General features: G+C 72.2%; 19 protein-coding genes. 15 read left to right on the top strand and 4 right to left on the bottom strand.

Going from position 1 to position 18,728, the window contains the following annotated elements:
- Positions 1-2 precede the first annotated feature (2 nt).
- The gene (locus tag GA0070608_RS09035; protein WP_091624943.1) at positions 3-503 is read right to left on the bottom strand and encodes a cation:proton antiporter regulatory subunit; all 501 of its coding nucleotides are present in this window, start codon (positions 501-503) and stop codon (positions 3-5) included.
- Between the two features lie 432 nt (positions 504-935).
- On the opposite strand from GA0070608_RS09035, the gene clpB reads away from it, so the two are divergent.
- From clpB to GA0070608_RS08960, 15 genes are all read left to right on the top strand, one after another.
- Positions 936-3,527 carry an ATP-dependent chaperone ClpB gene (gene clpB / locus GA0070608_RS09030; protein WP_091624938.1) on the top strand — a complete coding sequence of 864 codons (2,592 nt, stop codon included), beginning with the start codon at positions 936-938 and terminating at the stop codon, positions 3,525-3,527.
- Positions 3,528-3,653: 126 nt separating this feature from the next.
- Complete coding sequence (locus tag GA0070608_RS09025) at positions 3,654-4,034, top strand: hypothetical protein (RefSeq protein WP_091624933.1); 381 nt, start codon at positions 3,654-3,656, stop codon at positions 4,032-4,034.
- Between the two features lie 70 nt (positions 4,035-4,104).
- A complete protein-coding gene (locus GA0070608_RS09020; RefSeq protein ID WP_091624928.1) occupies positions 4,105-4,929 on the top strand; it encodes a hypothetical protein in 825 nt (274 codons plus the stop codon).
- A gap of 117 nt (positions 4,930-5,046) precedes the next feature.
- On the top strand, positions 5,047-5,673 hold the full coding sequence (locus GA0070608_RS09015) for a DUF4178 domain-containing protein (protein ID WP_091634693.1): 627 nt from the start codon (positions 5,047-5,049) through the stop codon (positions 5,671-5,673).
- On the top strand, positions 5,673-6,179 hold the full coding sequence (locus tag GA0070608_RS09010) for a DUF2617 family protein (RefSeq protein ID WP_091624925.1): 507 nt from the start codon (positions 5,673-5,675) through the stop codon (positions 6,177-6,179). Before GA0070608_RS09015 ends, GA0070608_RS09010 begins: the two co-directional genes overlap by 1 nt.
- Positions 6,176-6,601, top strand: coding sequence for a DUF4247 domain-containing protein (locus GA0070608_RS09005; protein ID WP_091624922.1), 426 nt, complete (start codon positions 6,176-6,178; stop codon positions 6,599-6,601). Before GA0070608_RS09010 ends, GA0070608_RS09005 begins: the two co-directional genes overlap by 4 nt.
- Before the next feature lie 31 nt (positions 6,602-6,632).
- Positions 6,633-7,055, top strand: coding sequence for a DUF350 domain-containing protein (locus tag GA0070608_RS09000; RefSeq protein WP_091624918.1), 423 nt, complete (start codon positions 6,633-6,635; stop codon positions 7,053-7,055).
- A gap of 62 nt (positions 7,056-7,117) precedes the next feature.
- The gene (locus tag GA0070608_RS08995; protein WP_411970819.1) at positions 7,118-7,894 is read left to right on the top strand and encodes a hypothetical protein; all 777 of its coding nucleotides are present in this window, start codon (positions 7,118-7,120) and stop codon (positions 7,892-7,894) included.
- A complete protein-coding gene (locus GA0070608_RS08990) occupies positions 7,891-9,459 on the top strand; it encodes a polyamine aminopropyltransferase (RefSeq protein ID WP_091624911.1) in 1,569 nt (522 codons plus the stop codon). Before GA0070608_RS08995 ends, GA0070608_RS08990 begins: the two co-directional genes overlap by 4 nt.
- 164 nt (positions 9,460-9,623) lie before the next feature.
- Complete coding sequence (locus GA0070608_RS08985; protein WP_091624907.1) at positions 9,624-9,881, top strand: hypothetical protein; 258 nt, start codon at positions 9,624-9,626, stop codon at positions 9,879-9,881.
- Positions 9,882-10,140: 259 nt separating this feature from the next.
- Positions 10,141-11,046, top strand: a complete 906-nt coding sequence (locus GA0070608_RS08980; RefSeq protein ID WP_245715743.1) for a hypothetical protein — start codon at positions 10,141-10,143, stop codon at positions 11,044-11,046.
- 72 nt (positions 11,047-11,118) lie between these two features.
- Positions 11,119-11,781 carry a hypothetical protein gene (locus GA0070608_RS08975; protein WP_091624903.1) on the top strand — a complete coding sequence of 221 codons (663 nt, stop codon included), beginning with the start codon at positions 11,119-11,121 and terminating at the stop codon, positions 11,779-11,781.
- Positions 11,782-11,790: 9 nt separating this feature from the next.
- Positions 11,791-12,600, top strand: a complete 810-nt coding sequence (locus tag GA0070608_RS08970; protein WP_091624900.1) for an SDR family NAD(P)-dependent oxidoreductase — start codon at positions 11,791-11,793, stop codon at positions 12,598-12,600.
- A 168-nt stretch (positions 12,601-12,768) separates the two neighbouring features.
- A complete protein-coding gene (locus tag GA0070608_RS08965; RefSeq protein WP_091624897.1) occupies positions 12,769-13,308 on the top strand; it encodes an orotate phosphoribosyltransferase in 540 nt (179 codons plus the stop codon).
- A 57-nt stretch (positions 13,309-13,365) separates the two neighbouring features.
- Positions 13,366-13,743, top strand: a complete 378-nt coding sequence (locus GA0070608_RS08960) for an ArsR/SmtB family transcription factor (protein WP_007454255.1) — start codon at positions 13,366-13,368, stop codon at positions 13,741-13,743.
- Positions 13,744-13,801: 58 nt separating this feature from the next.
- Here the strand turns inward: GA0070608_RS08960 and GA0070608_RS08955 are convergent, their stop codons facing one another.
- The 3 genes from GA0070608_RS08955 to GA0070608_RS08945 all read right to left on the bottom strand — a co-directional run bounded on the left by GA0070608_RS08955 (position 13,802) and on the right by GA0070608_RS08945 (position 18,613).
- Positions 13,802-14,515 carry a DedA family protein gene (locus GA0070608_RS08955; protein ID WP_091624894.1) on the bottom strand — a complete coding sequence of 238 codons (714 nt, stop codon included), beginning with the start codon at positions 14,513-14,515 and terminating at the stop codon, positions 13,802-13,804.
- 97 nt (positions 14,516-14,612) lie between these two features.
- The gene (locus GA0070608_RS08950; protein ID WP_091624891.1) at positions 14,613-17,138 is read right to left on the bottom strand and encodes a polynucleotide kinase-phosphatase; all 2,526 of its coding nucleotides are present in this window, start codon (positions 17,136-17,138) and stop codon (positions 14,613-14,615) included.
- Complete coding sequence (locus tag GA0070608_RS08945; RefSeq protein ID WP_091624887.1) at positions 17,135-18,613, bottom strand: 3' terminal RNA ribose 2'-O-methyltransferase Hen1; 1,479 nt, start codon at positions 18,611-18,613, stop codon at positions 17,135-17,137. The genes GA0070608_RS08950 and GA0070608_RS08945 overlap by 4 nt, the downstream gene beginning before the upstream one ends.
- Positions 18,614-18,728 lie beyond the last annotated feature (115 nt).

Raw genomic sequence — 18,728 nt, 5'->3', positions numbered from 1 at the left:
CCTCAGCCGTCCGGGTCGCTGTCGGCGAGAATGGCTGTCACTCCGTCGAGACCCTTGCGGGTCCCGACGACGACCACCACGTCACCGGCGGCGAAGCGGAAGGATGGGTCCGGCGAGGCGATCACCTCGCTGTTGCGCAGTACCGCGACGATCGACGCGCTCGTACGGGAACGCGCCTGCGTGTCGCCGAGTTTCCGGTTGACGTACTTCGACCCGGCCGTAATGGCGATCTGCTCGGTGAGCAGCCCGGCGGCCTGCTCGCGCAGCCCGGCGAGCTGGCCGAGCATCAGGGACGCGCCGAGGATGTCGGCCAGCGCCTCCGCCTCGTCGTCGGTCAGCGGTATGTCGTGCTGACATGAGTCGGGATCGTCCGGGTCGTACAGGACGAGGTCACGGCGGCCATTGCGGTGGGAGACGACGCCGAGGCGGCGGCCGGATTCCGTCAGCAGATCATGACGGACCCCGATGCCAGGCAGGGCGGTCTGTTCGACACGTACGCGCACGGCCGTCAGGCTACTCCCCACCGGCTCGTGTGGAACCTGCCCAGGAGGGCCGCTCCGTTCCGTGACCTCGCCAGTGCTTCTCCGCCACGAAGACGCCAACGCCCAGGGCGTACGACACTGGGTCTTCTGCGACCGCACCGCACGCTGGACGGTGGCCGGCGGTGTGCGCTGCCGGCCGACCACGACGCGCCCTGCGCTTCCCGCCCGCCGGGGCGGGCGCGCGGGTGATGTCGTAGACGATTCAGCTCGACAGGGGCCGAACGCCGATGCCCGTTCCGGCGGACGCAGCGGGCATCGGCGGGGCGGGGCGGTCGGCGGCAGGCGGGACGGCCGGCGGGCGAGAGTGATCCAGCTCACACGTCCAGGGTTGAGCGGAATAGGCTCAACTCTGGTTGTGTCCTTTCCAGTGGACACGCCGATCCGGGGGAGCCCATGAACACGGAACGTCTCACCACCAAGAGCCGCGAGGCCATCACCGGTGCCGTCGCGCTGGCGAACCAGCGCGGACACGCCACCGTGGAGCCCTGGCACCTGATGCTGTCACTGCTGGACACCGACGGCTCGACCGCCGCCGGCCTGCTACGCGCCGTCGGGGCCGACCCCGCCGAGCTGCGTCGGGTCGCCCAGCGCTCGGTCGACGCACTGCCCGCCGCGCGGGGTTCCAGCCTCGCCGAGCCGACCCTGGCCCGGGAGTTCGTCAACGCCATCGGGGCCGCCGAGCAGATCGCCCGGCCGCTCGGCGACGAGTACACCTCCACCGAGCACCTGCTCGCCGGCCTGGCCCAGGTGGGCGGTGCGGTGTCGAACTCGCTGAAGGCGGCCGGCGTCACCGAGGAGACGCTCGTCGCCGCGTTTCCGTCGGTGCGTGGCGGGGACCGGCGGGTCACCAGCGCCGACCCCGAGCAGACCTACCAGGCCCTGGCCAAGTACGGCGTGGACCTGACCGCCAGCGCCCGCGACGGCAAGATCGACCCGGTCATCGGCCGGGACTCCGAGATCCGCCGGGTGATCCAGGTGCTGTCCCGGCGTACCAAGAACAACCCGGTCCTGATCGGTGAGCCGGGCGTCGGCAAGACCGCCATCGTGGAGGGCCTGGCCCAGCGGATCATCGCCGGCGACGTGCCCGAGTCGCTGCGGAACAAGAAGCTCGTCTCGCTCGACCTCGGCGCGATGGTCGCCGGCGCGTCCTACCGGGGCCAGTTCGAGGAGCGGCTGAAGTCCGTCCTGGAGGAGATCAAGAACTCCGACGGCCAGGTCATCACCTTCCTCGACGAGCTGCACACCGTCGTCGGCGCCGGCAAGGGCGAAGGCTCGATGGACGCCGGCAACATGCTCAAGCCGATGCTGGCCCGCGGCGAGCTGCGGATGGTCGGCGCGACCACGCTCGACGAGTATCGCGAGCACATCGAGAAGGACCCGGCCCTGGAGCGCCGCTTTCAGCCGGTGCTGGTCGGCGAGCCGACCATCGAGGACACCATCGGCATCCTGCGCGGTCTCAAGGAGCGCTACGAGGTGCACCACGGCGTACGGATCACCGACGCCGCCCTGGTCGCCGCCGCGTCGCTGTCGGACCGCTACATCACCGACCGGTTCCTGCCGGACAAGGCGATCGACCTGGTCGACGAGTCCGCGTCCCGGCTCCGGATGGAGATCGACTCCCGGCCGGTCGAGGTGGACGAGATCGAGCGGGCGGTGCGTCGGCTGGAGATCGAGGAGATGGCGCTGGCCAAGGAGCCGGACGCCGCCTCCGCCGAACGGCTGGAGCGGCTGCGCAAGGAGTTGGCCGACAAGCGCGAGCAGCTCACCGTCCTGTCGGAGCGCTGGCAGCTGGAGAAGAGCCACATCACCAAGCTCTCCACCGCCAAGGAGGAGCTGGAGCGGCTCGGCGGCGAGGCCGAGCGGGCCGAACGCGACGGCGAGCTGGAGCGGGCCGCCGAGCTGCGATACGGCCGGATCCCCGCCCTGAAGGTCGAGCTGAAGCAGGCCGAGGAGGAGCTGGCCCGGCTCCATGCCGAGGGCGCGATGCTCAAGGAGGAGGTCGGCGCGGACGACATCGCCGCCGTGGTCGCCTCCTGGACCGGCATCCCCGCCGGCCGGCTGCTGGAGGGCGAGACCGCCAAGCTGCTGCGGATGGAGGAGTCGCTCGGCGCCCGCGTGGTCGGTCAGTCCGAGGCGGTCGGCTCGGTCTCCGACGCGGTCCGCCGCGCCCGGGCCGGCGTTGCCGACCCCGACCGCCCGACCGGCAGCTTCCTCTTCCTCGGCCCGACCGGTGTCGGCAAGACCGAGCTGGCCAAGGCGCTCGCCGAGTTCCTCTTCGACGACGAGCGGGCCATGGTCCGCATCGACATGAGCGAGTACGGCGAGAAGCACTCCGTCGCCCGACTGGTCGGCGCTCCGCCCGGCTACGTCGGCTACGAGGAGGGCGGCCAGCTCACCGAGGCGGTGCGCCGCCGGCCGTACTCGGTGATCCTGCTGGACGAGGTCGAGAAGGCCCACCCGGACGTGTTCGACATCCTGCTCCAGGTGCTCGACGACGGCCGGCTCACCGACGGGCAGGGCCGTACGGTGGACTTCCGCAACGCGATCCTGATCCTCACCTCCAACCTCGGGTCGTCGGTGATCGGCGACCTGACGCTGGCCGAGGAGCAGCGCCGGGAGGGCGTCCTCGCGGTGGTCAGGTCGCACTTCAAGCCGGAGTTCCTCAACCGGCTCGACGACATCGTGGTCTTCGCCGCGCTGCGCGGAGACGACCTGAGCTCCATCGTCGACATCCAGCTCGACCGGCTCCGGAAGCGGCTCGCCGACCGCCGCCTGGGCCTGGAGATCACCGACCCGGCCCGCACCTGGCTAGCCGAGCACGGCTACGACCCCATCTACGGCGCCCGCCCACTGCGCCGCCTGGTCCAGACAGCCATCGGCGACCAACTAGCCAAGGCTCTCCTCTCGGGCCAGATCCGAGACGGCAACACGGTCAAGGTCACCCTGGCAGACCCCGGCAACGCCCTGACGGTCTCACCAGCCTGACCCACCCGGACCCACCCGGACCTGCCCGCGTTGATCAAGAGGTTTGCGTTCCGGCAGGACCATGCTGAGGACGCAAACCTCTTGATCGACAGGGTGGCCGGCGGGCCGACGGGGAAGGAGTGGGGGATGGTTGGGAATGGGAAGGATCGGGAGCGGGGAGTGGCGGCGGCCCTTGACGAGCTGCGGCAGGCCGACATGGTGGCGTTCGGTGGGGTGGGGATCGCCGGGACGGTGCTGCCGGTGACCGAGGCGTACCGGCGGGTGGAGGCGGCGCTCGGCGACGGACCCGAGAACCTGCGCGGGCAGCTGGAGCGGCTGCTCGACGAGGGCACCCCGGCCGGACGCGTCTACGCCGCCACGCTGCTGGAACGCGTCGACCCGGCGGCCGGGCGGGCCGCCTGGACGGCGCTGCGCGACGACCCGGCTGAGTTCGGCACCTTCATCGGCTGCGTCATGGGCCGCAGCACCCTGCGCGAATATGCGTCGGAGCGGCTCGCCGCAGCATGATCCGTTCGCCGGTCCGGCACCGCCCGATCGGGGCTGCCGACGGTTGGCGCCGGTCCGTACCTTCCGTCCCATGACGCCGCCCGCCGACGCCCCGGTACGCCCGCCCAGACCCGTCACCGTCACCATCGCCTTCTGGTTGCAGCTCGTCGCGGTGCTGGCCCTGCTCGCCCTGGTGGCCCTGTTGGTCACCCAGGCGATCCAGTGGGACGGCCAGATCGACCGAGCGGTGCGGGCGGTCCCGGACGCCGACCCCGACGAGGTGCGCGGGGAGCGTTGGATCAACGTGACCATGACGGTGGTGGTCGGCCTGCCCACGCTGCTGCTCGCGCTCTGGCTGGCCGCCACCGCGGTGCCGGTGCGTCGCGGCGGCAACACCGCCAGGATCATGGTCTTCGTGGCCGGCGGCCTGCAACTGGCCGTCTGCCTCTGCCAGGGACTCTTCGGGGCATTGGTGTTTCCCCTGTTCTTCGTCCTCGGCTTCGAAGAGGGGCCGTACGTGGAGGGCGAGTACCCGGATGGAGACTCCGCCGCGCCGGAGGCCGACATCTGGGCGGAGTCGAAGTTCTCCGAGGCCCTCTACGCCGGGCCCGACACGTTCGACGCGGTGCTGTTCCCGCTGGCCGGGGTCGGGGTGCTGACCGTGCTGCTGCTCACCTTCGCGGTGGTTCTGCTGCTGGCGCTGCCGCCCGCCAACCGGTGGTTCGTGCCCCGGACCGAGTCCCTGGCCGTGCCACCCACCGCGTACCCCGTGTTCCCGGTCGCCTACGCTCCGTCGCTCACGCCCGGCGGCTACCGTGTCGCCCCGCCCGGCTACCTGATCTGTCCCGATCCGGCGGCGCACCAGCCTCCGCCACCCGGACCGGGGACCTCCGAAACGGGGCCGGCCGAGGGCTGAGCCGGCGCATTCGCCGGGCACGTGGCGTAACTGGCCTCTCACTCCCAGGCCACGCAGTTTCCCCAGGTGCGCGGGGTTGTTACCGTCTCCGCCGACATACCTGGGGAGGTGGTCGGCGTGAACGGGTCCATGGCGTACCTGCTGGCGGCGGTGGGCTGTCTGGCTGGGGTGGCCGGTGTGGTGGTCGCCGTGGTGGCTCTGCGCCGGGCGCAGTCCCGCCCGCAGCAACGGGCCAAGGGACCGGGCGACCCGCTGCGGGACCGGGACGCCGACGCGCTGCGCGGCGACCCACGCCGCCTGAAGCCCGGCGACATCGTCGAGATCCGGGGCGTGTCGTACGCGGTGCGCGGCTCGATCCGCCTGGTCGAGGGCGGCTGGAGCTGGGCCGAGCACCTGCTCGACGATTCCGCCGGCGTACGGCGTTGGCTCTCCGTCGAGGAGGACCCGGAGCTGGAGCTGGTGCTCTGGGGGGCCGAGCAGGGTGCCACCGTCACCCCCGGCGCCCCGACCATCGACCTCGCCGGTCGCCGCTACACCTGGAACGAGTCCGGCCAGGCGCGCTACACCGCCGTCGGCAACACCGGCCTCGACCCGACCGGCACCATGCGGTACCACGACTACCAGGCGCCCGGCGGGGCCAAGCTCTCCTTCGAGGCGTACGGCGAGGCGGGCTGGGAGGTGGCGCTCGGTGAGCTGCTGCACCGTGGCGAAGTGATGATCTACCCGCAGTCCGAGGTGGGCTGATGCTCGTAACCCTCGACGCCCCGTACGTCGACACCAGCGCCGCCGACCTCAGCCTGGCGCTCGACGACGTGGAGCGACCCGCGCTGCACGTGCTCGACCTGGACCTGCCCGGGGACGTCCAGATGCGGCTGCGGCTGCTCGGGGCCTCGCACCAGGTGGTCCTGCGCGCACCCGGGGCCACGCTGACCGAGACGGTCGCCTGCCTGCCCGGCCGACCGCCCGAGCTGCCGCCGACGGTGCACGACGAGGCGAGCGGCTACCACTTCACCGCGACCGTGCTGCGGCCCGCCGGCGCCGGGCTCAGCGAACAGGTCGCCGCCCTCCGCGCCGACCTGGCCGACGACCCGTACGCGCTGGTGGGCGTGTTCCCCGGCGACACCGACGCGGTGACCGCGCTGGCGGTCCGCCCTGGTCCGCCGGCCGGCGCCCTCGCCTGGCGTACCTGGCACGCGTATCCCCAGACCAACGAGCTGGTCCTGACCGAGACGGTGGTGGCACTGCGATGACGTACCGACGCTGGTTCGTGGTGGGGGCGGCGTTCGCCGTCATCGGCGCGCTGGTCGCCGCCTTCGCCATCTTCTACGGCAACTTCTCCCCGCGCGGCTACGTCGAGGACAGGTATGCCCGGGCGGCGAGCCGGGACATCGCCGGGAACGCCGTCGCCTACACCTCGACCCGCTCGCCGAGCCAGGTCGCCAAGGAGGTCACCGACGCGTGGCAGCCGGCCGACCAGTACGTCGACGGCAGCGGCGTCTACCTGCGCTACGACGACGACTCGGTGGTGATCCTGCCGATCGCCGCCGGCTCGGTGATCCTGCTGGAGCGCATGAGTTCCGCCTATCCCCGCTACCACTCCACGGTCGGCTCCCACTGGGGCTGGGGCCGTGGCAGCACCGTTCGGGGCGGCGGCCCCGGCAGCGGCAAGTGACGCACCGATCCCCCTCACCCTGGAGCCTCCTGTGCAGACCCTCGTCACCGATCTGCTGGTCACCCTCGCCTACGGGGTGGTCGGCGTCCTGCTGATGGGCATCGGCTACGTCCTGGTGGACCTCGCCACCCCCGGCCGGCTCAACCAGCTGATCTGGACCGAGCGCAACCGCAACGCGGCGCTGCTGCTCGCCTCCAACCTGGCCGGCGTCGGCATCATCGTGGTCGCCGCCATCGCCGCCAGCGAGGACGACTTCGTGCTCGGCATCGTCGGCGCGTCCGCGTACGGGATCCTCGGCCTGGTGATCATGGCGGCGGCGTTCGTACTGCTCGACGTGGCCACGCCGGGCAAGCTCGGCGAGCTTCTGGTCGACCCGGAGCCGCACCCGGCGGTCTGGGTCTCCGCGATCGTGCACCTCGCGACCGGCGCGATCATCGCCGCCGCCATCAGCTGATGACCACCGGAAAGAAGCCCGCCCCGGGCAAGCCCAACGCGACCGACCAGCGGAAGGGCGTGGTGATCTTCTCCATCATCACGGTGGTGGTCGTCGCGGGCTGCGTCGGGGCCGCGTTGATCCGCGACGACGACAGCAGCACCGTCGTGCCTCCGCCCACCACCACCGAGCGGGCCGACACCGTGTCGATCCTCGCCCGGGCAGCCGAGAGCCAGGGCATCTGTTACGGCTGGCAGCTGAAGGACCGGTTCGCCAGGGTCGAGGTCGTCAACGTCGGCTCCAACCTCGGCGACGGCGTCTCCGTCGAGGACAACCCGGCGTGCCCACGTTGGGTGCGGGTCACCGGGAGCATCAACTACACCCCGCAGAGCAGCGAGTCCAACGACACCGCCTACATCACCGTCGGCGGCTCGGACGACTTCACGCGGGCCGACCTGCGCGCCGTCGAGCGGGGCCTGGAGCGGTTCGGCCTGGACGAAGACGCCTTCATCGACGAGCCCGGCTGGGCGGTCACCCGGGCCGCTGTCAGCCTGCCGCTGCTGCTCGCCGAGACCGGCGCGGTCAGCCCGGCGCCGATGGCCACCGCCGCCCCGGCGGCCACGCCGGCCGCGCTGCCCGACGCCGGCAGCGACCTCTGGCGGGACCGCTGGGGCTATCTGCTCGCCGTGGCCGGCCTGCTGCTGCTCACCGCGCTGCTGGTCGCCGTCGGCGTGTGGCAGCGCCGCCGCCAGCTCCGCCAGGAGGCCGAGCGGGAGCAGCAGGCTGCGGCCCGCCGCGATCAGCTCCTGGCTCCCGCGCAGCGCACGCGGAAGCCCAGGCGTACGCCGGAGGGGCGGTGACCGTCGACGCGCCGGCACCCGCGCGGTGGCGGCTGTCCCGGGCCGCGGTGCTCGTCGCGGTCTTCGTCTGCGCCGCCTGTGGCCTGGTCTACGAGCTGGCCCTGGTCGCCCTCGGCAGCTATCTGATCGGGGACACGGTCGGGCAGGCGTCGATCGTGCTCGGCGTGATGGTGTTCGCGATGGGGGTCGGCGCGCTCGCCGCCAAGCCGTTGCAGTCCAGGGCCGCCGCCTCGTTCGCCGCGATCGAGCTGGCCCTGGCCCTGCTCGGCGGCCTCTCCGTGCTCGGCCTCTACGCGGCCTTCGCGTGGCTGAACCTCTACAGCCCGGCGCTGATCGGCACCGCGTTCGTGCTCGGCCTGCTGATCGGCGCGGAGATTCCGCTGCTGATGGTGATGCTGCAACGCATCCGGGAACAGGCCGCCGGCAGCGCGGTGGCCGACCTGTTCGCCGCCGACTACGTCGGGGCGCTGCTCGGCGGGCTGGCCTTCCCGTTCCTGCTGCTGCCGGTCTTCGGCCTGCTCAAGGGGTCGCTGGTGGTCGGGGCGGTGAACGCCGTCGCCGGGCTCGCGCTGGTCTGCACGGTCTTCCGGCGGGAGCTGAGCCGCCGGGCCCGCGTCGCGCTCGGCGCCGGCACCGTCGTGGTGTTCCTCAGCCTGGGGTACGCGTGGGTGACCGCGCACGACTTCGAGCTGACCGCCCGCCAGCAGCTCTACCGGGACCCGGTGGTGCACGCCGAGCGCAGCCGCTACCAGGAGATCGTGCTCACCCGCTCGGTGGCGGAGACCGGGCGGGCCAGCACCGACCTGCGGCTCTTCCTCAACGGCGACCTCCAGTTCAGCTCGGTCGACGAGTACCGCTACCACGAGGCGCTGGTGCATCCGGTGCTGAACGGCCCACGCGGCGAGGTGCTGGTGCTCGGCGCCGGGGACGGCCTCGCCGTACGCGAACTGCTGCGCTATCCGGACGTCCGGCGGATCACCGTGGTGGACCTGGACCCGGCGGTGGTGGCGTTGGCTCGCAGCGAGCCGCAGCTGCGCCGGCTCAACGGTGGGGCGCTCGACGACCCCAGGGTGCGGGTGGTGCACGCCGACGCATTCGCCTGGCTGCGTACCGCCGCCGACCGGTTCGACGCGGTGGTGGCCGACCTGCCCGACCCGGACGAGACGGCCACCGCCAAGCTCTACACCGTCGAGTTCTACGCGCTGGTGCAGGCGGTGCTCGCCGAGGGCGGCCGGCTGGTCGTGCAGTCCGGTTCGCCGTACTTCGCTCCCCGGTCGTACTGGTCGATCGACGCGTCGCTGCGCGAGGCGGGCTTCGCCACCACGCCGTACCACGTGGACGTGCCGTCCTTCGGCGACTGGGGTTTCCTGCTGGCCGCCCCCGGCCCGACCGCGCCCGCCCTGGCCCTGCCGCCGGACGCGCCCGCGCTGCGCTTCCTCGACGCGGCGACGCTCTCCGCCGCCGGGGCCTTCCCCGCCGACCGCCGCCGGGTGGACGTGCCGGCCTCCACCCTGCTCCAGCCCCGGGTGCTGGAGTACGCCCGCGCGGAGTGGCGGGGTTACTGACCGCGCTCCCCATTCGACGGCGCAGCGACTGCCGTTCTCCCGTCAGGCATCCTGCCTGTCACGTTCTGTGTCGTTCCTGCCCTGATCATGCGGCATCGCAAGGTCATCCCTAGACTGCCGGTGTCGCTCGGTCACAGAGATTGAGCTGCTATTCAGGGAGAACGATGGCGAACATCCTGCGTCACCCCCGCGTTCGTGGCGCGATCACTGTCGGTGCGGTGGCCGGCGGTCTGGTGCTGACCATGGCCACGCCCGCGCAGGCCGACTACAACAGCCCGCTCTACTCGACGCTGAAGGCGTGCAACGCGGCCCGCCCGTCGTACGTCTCGTCGTGGACGTCGCCGCAGGCGTGCTACCCGATGTACAACTGGAACGGCACGAAGCGGATCGGCTACTCGTTCCTGGTGAAGACCCGGTACTGATTCCGTCGCCCGACCGTGATTGACGCCGAGGTGATGGTGGTCAACGAGGATCACCGTCATACCGGTGCCGGCCCCCGGTAAAGGCTGAGCGGGGCTCGTTTTCCCGTCGGCGCCTGCCCACCTCGGGCCGTGTCGGCCAATCCACCCGCGCCCGTTCCCACGCCGCCCGGTCCGCCGGTCCGGCGGGTCGGTGTCCGTCTGACGTGCCCGACTGGCCTGACCTGGATACGGTGTGACCGCGATCTAGGGAAGGAGAATCATGGTCGAATCCCACAACGCTCCGGCCCGCACCCGGCCGGGTGTGGTGACCATATCCACGTATCTGCTGTGGCTGTTCGCGCTCACCCAGCTGATCGGCCTCATCATCACGCTCTCCACCGTGAGCACCTTCTCGGAGGTGCTCGACGAGGCGTACCGGGGCACCGAGGCCAACGGCGCGCAGAACCTGGCCGACATCACCACGATGATCACCGTCGGTGGCGCCGTCTTCGTGCTCCTGCTCGCGGTCGTGCTGGCCGTGCTCGGGGTGTTCAACAACCGGGGCAGCAACGGGTCGCGGATCACCACCTGGGTGCTCGGCGGCATCATGGTCTGCTGCACGGGCGGTGGCCTGCTCAGCGGTCTGGGCGGCGGCATCGGCACCGGTCAGACGACCGGCGACGCGCCGAGCCCGGAGGAGATCCAGCGCCGCCTCGACGAGGCGCTGCCCGGCTGGTTCAACGCGGTCACCACGCTGCTCGCCGTGGTCGGCATGCTCGCGCTGCTCGCCGCGCTGATCCTGCTGGCGCTGCCGAAGGCCAACGAGTTCTTCCGCAAGCCGAAGCAGGGGTGGGAGCCGCCGGTACCGGGCGCGTCCTACCCGGGTCACCCGCAGGCCGCCGGCCAGCCCGGCTACCCGCCCACCCCTGGGTATCCGCCGACGCCGGGCTACCCGCAGACGCCGGACCAGCCGCAGGCGTCGGGTTACCCACAGACCCCGGGTTACCCGCCGGCCCCGGGCCAGCCGCAGGCACCGGGTTACCCGCCGGCTCCGGGCCAGCCCGACCAGCCGGCACCGGGCGGTCAGCAGCCGTCCGCGCCGTACGGTGGGGAGCCGGGTTCGACCCCGGGTGGTGAACAGCCCGGGTCGGACCGTCCTGGCCCGACTCCGCCGCCGGTGAGTTGACCGGTCGATAACAGCGACGCCGACGGTCCCTCCGAGTAGGTTGCAACCCGATACCTACCGGAGGGACTCGTCGTGTCGTACCCCGATCGGACGCCGGCCCGCCGCCCTGCCGTGGTCACGGCGGCCGTGGCGGTGCTGGCGCTGATGGCGGTCGCCGCCCTCGCGTACGCCGCCGTCGGTGCGGTGACGCGCGGTGGCACCGTGGACCGGTTCCGCGCCGCCTCGGCAGACACCTCGGCGAGCCCGGACCAGATCGACACGGTGGCCACCCTGCTGGGCGTGTCCACCGTGCTTACCGCAGTGGTGAGCCTGCTCGCGGGGCTGCTCCTCGCCGGTCTGGCCCTCGGCCTGCGGGCCGGCCGGGACGGCGCCCGCACCGCGACCTGGGTGGTCTCAGGGCTGGGGCTGCTCGCCGGCTGCTGCGGGCTGACGCTGCTGGTCGGCCAGCGCGCCCTCCCGCTGGGACCGGACGAGAACGACCGGGCGACGGCGGAACTCTTCAACCTTCTCGCTGACGCCTATCCGTCCTGGTGGATTCCGCTGGGCACAGGGCTTTCCGTCGGGCAGGTGCTCGGTTACCTTGTGGTAGCCGTGCTGCTGGCGCTGCCGGGGGCAAGCGCCTGGTTCCGCCGGCGGCCCGCGCCGTCCGCTCCGCACCACGCCCCGGCGTCGCCCGCGCCGCCACCCGTTCCGCCCTCGCACCAACCGCCCGCGCCCCCGTACCCGCCGAGGTGAGGACCGCCCGTGACGCTCGACAGGCCGGACAACGAGCGCCGGGCCCTGGTCACCGGAGCGACCGCCGGCATCGGCGCGGCCTTCGCCCGTCGGCTGGCCGCTGACGGCTGGCACCTGGTGCTGGTGGCCCGGGACGCGGCCCGGCTGGCCGCGACGGCGGCCGAGCTGACCGGGCGGCACGGACGGGAGGTCGAGACGATCCCGGCCGACCTGTCCACCGACGACGGTTGCGCGACGGTGGAGCGGCGGCTGACTGAGGGGTCGCCGATCGAGCTGCTGGTCAACAACGCCGGGATCAGCCTGAACACCCCGTTTCTGCGGTCGTCCGCCGAGGACGAGGCGCGGCTGCTGCGGCTCAACGTGCACGCCGTGATGCGGCTGACCCTCGCGGCCCTGCGGCCGATGACCGAGCGACGCCACGGGGCAGTGATAAATGTCTCTTCGGTGGCCGGGTTTGGCGTGGTCATGCCGGGTTCGACATATTCCGCCAGCAAGGCGTGGGTCACCAACTTCAGCGAGTCCGTCGGCCAGTCCGCCCGGCCCCTCGGCGTACGCGTGATGGCTCTCTGCCCTGGTTACACGCGTACGGAGTTCCACGACCGCGCCGGCATCAACATGTCCAAGACTCCGGAGTGGATGTGGCTGCGGGCCGACGACGTGGTCGCCGAAGCCCTGCGTGACCTGCGGAAAGGCAAGTTGGTCAGCGTTCCCGCGTGGAAGTACAAGCTCGCCGTCGCCGGCCTTCGGCACGCGCCCCGGCGGCTGCTGGAGGCGGTGTCCCGGGACACCCGGGGCCGGATCGGCCGCGACGACGGCTGAGCGCCGGATCGGGGCGGCATCGTCCCGCCGGCTCCCGCCGAGCGCCCGCCCGAACGGCTGAACGGTCGCTCAGCGTAGCCGGACATCGCCAGTCGTCGGTCGTCCACAGGGCTGATCAGGGTGGACCCGGCATCCGACTCCCAGACTTGCGCAGTACCCTCTATCGCCATGGGGGACCACGACGACCTGCGTAAATTCATCACTGACCTGGCGGTGGTCCACGGCCGGGTGGTGCTTTCCTCGGGCCGCGAGGCCGACTGGTACGTCGATCTACGTCGCGTCACGCTCCATCACCAGGCTGCTCCATTGGTCGGGCGGGTGATGCGTGACTTGACAGCGGACTGGGAGTACGACGCGGTGGGCGGGCTGACCCTGGGCGCCGACCCGGTGGCACTGTCGATGTTGCACGCCGCGTCCGGGGCCGGTCACCCGCTGGACGCGTTCGTGGTCCGCAAGGCGGGTAAGGCACACGGGCTCCAGCGTCGGGTCGAAGGACCGGACGTGGCCGGCCGGCGGGTCCTGGCGGTGGAGGACACCTCCACCACCGGGGGAAGTGTGTTGACGGCGATCGAGGCCCTTCGCGAGGTCGGGGCCGAGATCGTGGGTGTGGCGGTTATTGTTGATCGAGGCGCCGGCGACGCGGTGCGAGCCGCCGGATTGCCGTATCGGGCGGCCTATACGTTGGCTGACCTCGGCCTTGTGGCGTAAAAGTCTACCGATTCGGATCCGCCGATATGCAGGCGGATCGATGCTGCTGGTGGAAGGATGGAATACGTGGGAACTGCGTTGGCTGAAATGACTATGCCTCAGATCTCGCCGCTTGCCGGCGAGCCGATCGAACGTGCCGATGCCGAGCGTCTCGCGGGGGTCCTCAAGGCCCTCGCCGACCCTGCTCGACTTCGGCTGCTCAGCCTGATCCAGTCGGCCCCCGAGGGCGAGGCGTGCGTGTGCGACCTGACCGCGCCTCTCGGCCTCTCGCAGCCGACGGTCAGTCACCACCTGCGTATCCTCACCGAGGCCGGCTTGCTGGAGCGGGAGAAGCGCGGTGTCTGGGCCTACTACCGGCTGGTGCCGTCGGCGATCGCCACGATCGCCGATCTGCTGACCCCGCCGCGCAAGCGCGCCACCAAGAAGGCGCGCTGACCTTCACCGATCGTCCGGTGCCATCCCCCACCAGGGACGGCACCGGGCGGCCGGTCGGTCAGTGTTTGCCGTAGTGCTCGCGGGTCTCCCGGATCGCCTCCTCGGCGGCGGCCCGCTCCTGCGGGGTGGTGCCACGCCTGGCGGCCATCCACGCCCGCAGCAGTTCGACGGCGATCGGGATCACCGAGATCAGCACGATGCCGATCAGGATCATCTCGATGTTCGCCTTGACGAACGGGATCTGGCCGAGGAAATAGCCGAGCACGGTCACGCCCGTGCCCCAGAGAACGCCGCCGATCACGTTGTAGATCACGAACGTGCGGTAGTTCATCCGGCTGACCCCGGCCACGATCGGCGTGAACGTCCGCACGATCGGCACGAAGCGTGCCAGCACGATCGACCGCGCGCCGTACTTCTCGAAGAAGTCGTGCGCCTTGAGCACGTTCTCCTGCTTGAAGAGCCTTGAGTTCGGCCGACGGAACAACGCCGGGCCGACCTTGCGGCCGAACGCGTACCCGACCTGGTCGCCGGCGATCGCCGCGATGGTGATGAGCAGACAGACCAGCCACAGCGGGTAGGTGATGTACTTCCCGTCCGCGGTGAGCAGACCCGCCGTGAACAGCAGCGAGTCGCCCGGCAGGAAGAACCCGATCAGCAGGCCGGACTCGGCGAAGACGATGACCAGGATGCCGATCAGCCCGAACGTGGAGATCAACACCTCTGGATCGAGCCAACTCGGGCCCAGGGCCAGGGTGGTGGTGGGCGTCGACACGAGGCAACCTCCGATGTGTGCCGGTCGGTGGCGGAACGTCCGTAGTCTAGGTGCCGCCCGCCCACGCCGGTGCTCGACGTCACAACAGCCCCACCCCCTACAGCCGGGGGTCGACCGGCTCCGACTCGCAGGCCAGGATCGCAAAGACCAGCTCGTGCCGGCGCCACAGCGGGGCACCGGCGACCAGCGCGTCCAACGCCGCCAGCCCCAGCCCGTGCTCGCGCAGCGCCAGCCCCCGCTTGCGCCCCAGCGACCGGCGGCGCAGCGCGGCGAGCTGCTCCGGCTCGGCGTACCCCGGACCGTAGATGATCCGCAGGTACTCCCGGCCCCGGCACTTGATGCCCGGCTGGAGCAGCGAACCCCGCTCGGTCCGGGCCGCCGGTCCGGCGTACGGCTTCACCACCATGCCCTCGCCGCCGTCGGCCGTCAGCGCCAGCCACCATTCCGTGGCCGCCGCCTCGGCGACCGGATCGGCCAGGTCGACGACCTGCCGACGGGTCGGCGTGAAGAACTCCGGGTCGGCGGCGCAGAGCCGGTCGGCCAGCCCGAGGTGCCAGTCGTGGTCCCGGTCGGCGTAACCGGCCTTCGCGCCGGCCAGCACCGCGAACGGGGCCAGGGTCACCCCGCGCAGCCCGTCGGTCGGCCCCACGTACGCCCGGTAGGCAGCCGAGTAGGCCAGGATCTCGTCGTGGCGGCGGGCCGTCCGGTCGCGCAGCCCGTCCACGGGCAGGCCCCGCCCGGCGGCGGCCTCCAACGCGGCCAGCGCCGCTGGGAGGGCGGCCCGGCCGGCGGCGCCGACCCCGGCGTACTGCTCGCGGATCAGGCCACCCGCCTTCGCCGACCAGGGCAGCAGCTCGCAGTCGAGCAGCAGCCAGTCGGTCTCCAACTCGTCCCAGAGCCCCGCCCCGCCGACCGCCGCGCGCACCCGGTCGAGCAACTCCGTGTCGAGCGGCTCGCCGAAGAACGGCCGGCCGGTGCGGGTGTGCACCACGCCGCCGCCCGGACCGAAGGGCCCGCCGTCCGGCTCCCGGCAGACCAGCACCACCGCCCGCGAACCCATGTGTTTCTCTTCGCAGACCACCCGGTCCACGCCCGCCGCACGGTAGTCGGCGAACGCCTGCGCCGGGTGCTCCAGGAAGTCACCGACTGTCGACATCGAGCAGGGCGCCATCGTCGGCGGGAGCCAGGCCAGCCAGCGCGGGTCGACCGCGAAGCGGCTCATCACCTCCAGCGCCGCGGCGGCGTTCTCCGCCGGCACGGTCAGCGACCCGTACCCGTGCTCGATGTGCCGCCGGCCGGCCACGTCGGTCAGCTCCAGCACCTGGTCCGGCCGGGCCGGCGCGGCGGTCAGCGGGCGGGTCGGGGCGTACCACTCCCGCTCCGCCGGCACCGAGACCAGCTCCTTCTCCGGGTAGCGCAGCGCCGTGAGCCGGCCACCGAAGACACAGCCGGTGTCGATACAGATGGTGTGGTTCACCCACTCCGGCTCGGGGGTGGGCGTGTGCCCGTAGACCACCATCGCCGAGCCCCGGTACTCCCGCGCCCACGGGTAGCGCACCGGCATCCCGTACTCGTCGATCTCGCCGGTGGTCTCGCCGTACAGCGCGAACGCCCGCACCCGGCCCGACGCGCGGCCCTGGTACGCCTCCTTCAGCCCGGCGTGCGCGACCACCAGCCGGCCGTCGTCCAGCACGAAGTGGCTGGTCAGGCCGTCGATGAAGGTCGCCACCTCGGTCACGAAGCTGTCCGGTTCCGCCGCCAGCTGCTCCATCGTCTCGGCCAGCCCGTAGGTGAGCCGCACGTTCTGGCCGCGCAGCCGGCGCAGCAGCTTCTGCTCGTGGTTGCCGGGCACGCAGATCGCGTGCCCGGCGGTGACCATGCCCATCACCAGGCGGAGCACGCCGGGGGAGTCCGGGCCGCGGTCCACCAGGTCACCGACGAAGACGGCGGTACGCCCCGACGGGTGCGTCCCGTCGACCGGCCGGCCCCGCTCGTCGCGGCGCAGCTCCCAGCCGAGCCGGGTGAGCAGCGTCTCCAGCTCGGCGCGGCAGCCGTGCACGTCGCCGACGATGTCGAACGGCCCGGTCAGGTCGCGCCGGTCGTTGAACAGCTTCTCGTTGCGGATCTCGGCGGCGTCGATCTCCTCGACGCCGCGCAGCACATGCACCTTGCGGAAGCCCTCCCGGGCCAGTTGCTTGTACGACCGGCGCAGGTCACGCTGCATCCGGGCGAGCACCTGCCGGCCGAAGGTGCGGTCGGCGCGGCCCTCGGTGCGCTCCCAGGCCAGCGCCTCGGGCACGTCCAGCACCACGGCCACCGGCAGCACGTCGTGCTCGCGGGCCACCCGCACCAGCGCGGCCCGGGCGTGTGGCTGGAGGTTGGTCGCGTCGACCACGGTGAGCCGGCCCCGGCGCAGCCGGGTGGCGGCGACGTGGTGCAGCGCCTCGAAGGCGTCGGCGGAGGCGGACTGGTCGTTCTCGTCGTCGGCGACCATCGCCCGGAACATGTCCGAGGAGAGCACCTGGCTGGGCGCGAAGTGCCGCCGGGCGAAGGTGGACTTGCCGGAGCCGGAGATGCCGACGAGCGCGACCAGGGCCAGCTCGGGGATGTCGAGGGTGGTCACGGGTGCTCCTTCCGGGTCAGCACGACGAGCTGGGTGGGGGCGCCGACCTCGGGATCGTCGTCGCCGACGCCGCTGGTCGCGGCGGTGTAGCCGTACGTGGCGGAGACCCGGCTCACCCAGCCGGCGAACTGGGCGCGGGTCCACTCGAAGCGGTGGTCGGGGTGCCGGAACCGCCCGGCGGGCAGCCCCTCGTAGCGCACGTTGTATTCCGCGTTTGGCGTGGTCACCACGACGGTGGCCGGCCGGGCGTGACCGAACACGGCGTCCTCCAGCGCCGGCAGCCGAGGCGGGTCGACATGCTCGATCACCTCCATCAGCACCGCCGCGTCGTACCCGAGCAGCCGGTCGTCCCGGTAGGTCAGTGCGGACTGCCAGAGCCGGATCCGGTCCCGCTGCCGTTCGGGCAGCCGGTCCAGCCGCAGCCGCCGGGCGGCCAGGGCCAGCGCGTGCGTGGACACGTCGGTGCCGACGATCTCGGTGAACCGGCGGTCCCCGACCAGCGTGGCGAGCAGGGCGCCGCCGCCGCAGCCGAGATCCAGCACCCGGCTCGCGTCAGCCTCGACGAGCGCGCCGAGCACCGCCTCCCGCCGTCGCGCGGCCAGCGACGCCCGGACGGCCGCAGCCTGCCCGCCCCCCACGGCCGCCCCGTTCCCGCTCGCCCCGTCCCCGGCCGTCTCGTCCACCGTGGTCTCGTCGGCGGCTGGCTCGTCGGTCGGCTGCCGCTCGGCGAGGCGGGCCAGGGCCAGCCCGGCCAGCGTCCGTCGGTGCGCCAGGTAGCGGCGGGTGATCAGGTCGCGTTCCGGGTGGTCGGCCAGCCAGCTCTCGCCGGCCCGGAGCAGCTTGTCGACCTCGTCGGGGGCGACCCAGTAGTGCTTGGCGTCGTCCAGCACCGGCAGCAGGACGTAGAGGTGGTTGAGCGCGTCGGACACCCGCACCGTGCCGGTCAGCGTCAGGTCGACGTACCGGCTGTCGCCCCACTCCGGGTGCCGCTCGTCGAGTGGGATCGGGGTGGCGGTCACCGCCCAACCGAGCGGGCCGAACACCCGGACCGCCACGTCCGCGCCACCCCGGCAGCGCAGCACCGGCACCCGCACCTCAAGCGGGATCGGCGTACGGGCCAGCTCGGGGCGGTCCCGGGACTCGCCGCGCAGGGCGGAGCGGTAGACCCTGGACAGTGCGGAGGAGAGCAGGCTGGACGCCGCGTAGGGCCGGTCGTTGACGTACCGCCCGAGGGTGAAGCTGTCCGGAGCCGGGGCCTGCTGCCGGCCACGACCCTTGCCACGCGCGCCGGCCAGCCGTAGCGGATCGACGTCGAGCAGCAGGGCGGCGGTGCAGCGCTGCTCGCCCGACTCCGGGTAGAACACGTGCGCGGTGCCGACCGGCACGTCGAAGGAGTGCGTGCGGTCGGGGTGCTTGACCAGCAGGTGACCGAGGTCGGTCGCCGGGCGGTGGGTGGTGGTCAGGGTGAGCAGCACGCGCCCAATGGTGTCAGTTGGGTCGATCTTGCGTCGTCCCGTTTTTGTCTCTTCGGGGTGGGGTTTCCGGGGGAGCCCCGCCCGCTCCGGGCGGTCAGGCTTGATCCCTGCGCGG

The sequence above is a fragment of the Micromonospora peucetia genome, from assembly GCF_900091625.1.
GTDB lineage: Bacteria > Actinomycetota > Actinomycetes > Mycobacteriales > Micromonosporaceae > Micromonospora > Micromonospora peucetia.
This window is presented reverse-complemented; position numbering and strand designations above follow the sequence as displayed.

What these genes read in the sequence shown, in the direction of transcription:
- GA0070608_RS08965 (WP_091624897.1), top strand. Translation starts at nt 12,769, where the DNA reads ATGGGGGACCACGACGACCTGCGTAAATTCATCACTGACCTGGCGGTG.
- GA0070608_RS09020 (WP_091624928.1), top strand. Translation starts at nt 4,105, where the DNA reads ATGACGCCGCCCGCCGACGCCCCGGTACGCCCGCCCAGACCCGTCACC.
- GA0070608_RS09005 (WP_091624922.1), top strand. Translation starts at nt 6,176, where the DNA reads ATGACGTACCGACGCTGGTTCGTGGTGGGGGCGGCGTTCGCCGTCATC.
- GA0070608_RS09025 (WP_091624933.1), top strand. Translation starts at nt 3,654, where the DNA reads ATGGTTGGGAATGGGAAGGATCGGGAGCGGGGAGTGGCGGCGGCCCTT.
- GA0070608_RS09010 (WP_091624925.1), top strand. Translation starts at nt 5,673, where the DNA reads ATGCTCGTAACCCTCGACGCCCCGTACGTCGACACCAGCGCCGCCGAC.
- GA0070608_RS08960 (WP_007454255.1), top strand. Translation starts at nt 13,366, where the DNA reads ATGGAATACGTGGGAACTGCGTTGGCTGAAATGACTATGCCTCAGATC.
- GA0070608_RS08980 (WP_245715743.1), top strand. Translation starts at nt 10,141, where the DNA reads ATGGTCGAATCCCACAACGCTCCGGCCCGCACCCGGCCGGGTGTGGTG.
- clpB (WP_091624938.1), top strand. Translation starts at nt 936, where the DNA reads ATGAACACGGAACGTCTCACCACCAAGAGCCGCGAGGCCATCACCGGT.
- GA0070608_RS08985 (WP_091624907.1), top strand. Translation starts at nt 9,624, where the DNA reads ATGGCGAACATCCTGCGTCACCCCCGCGTTCGTGGCGCGATCACTGTC.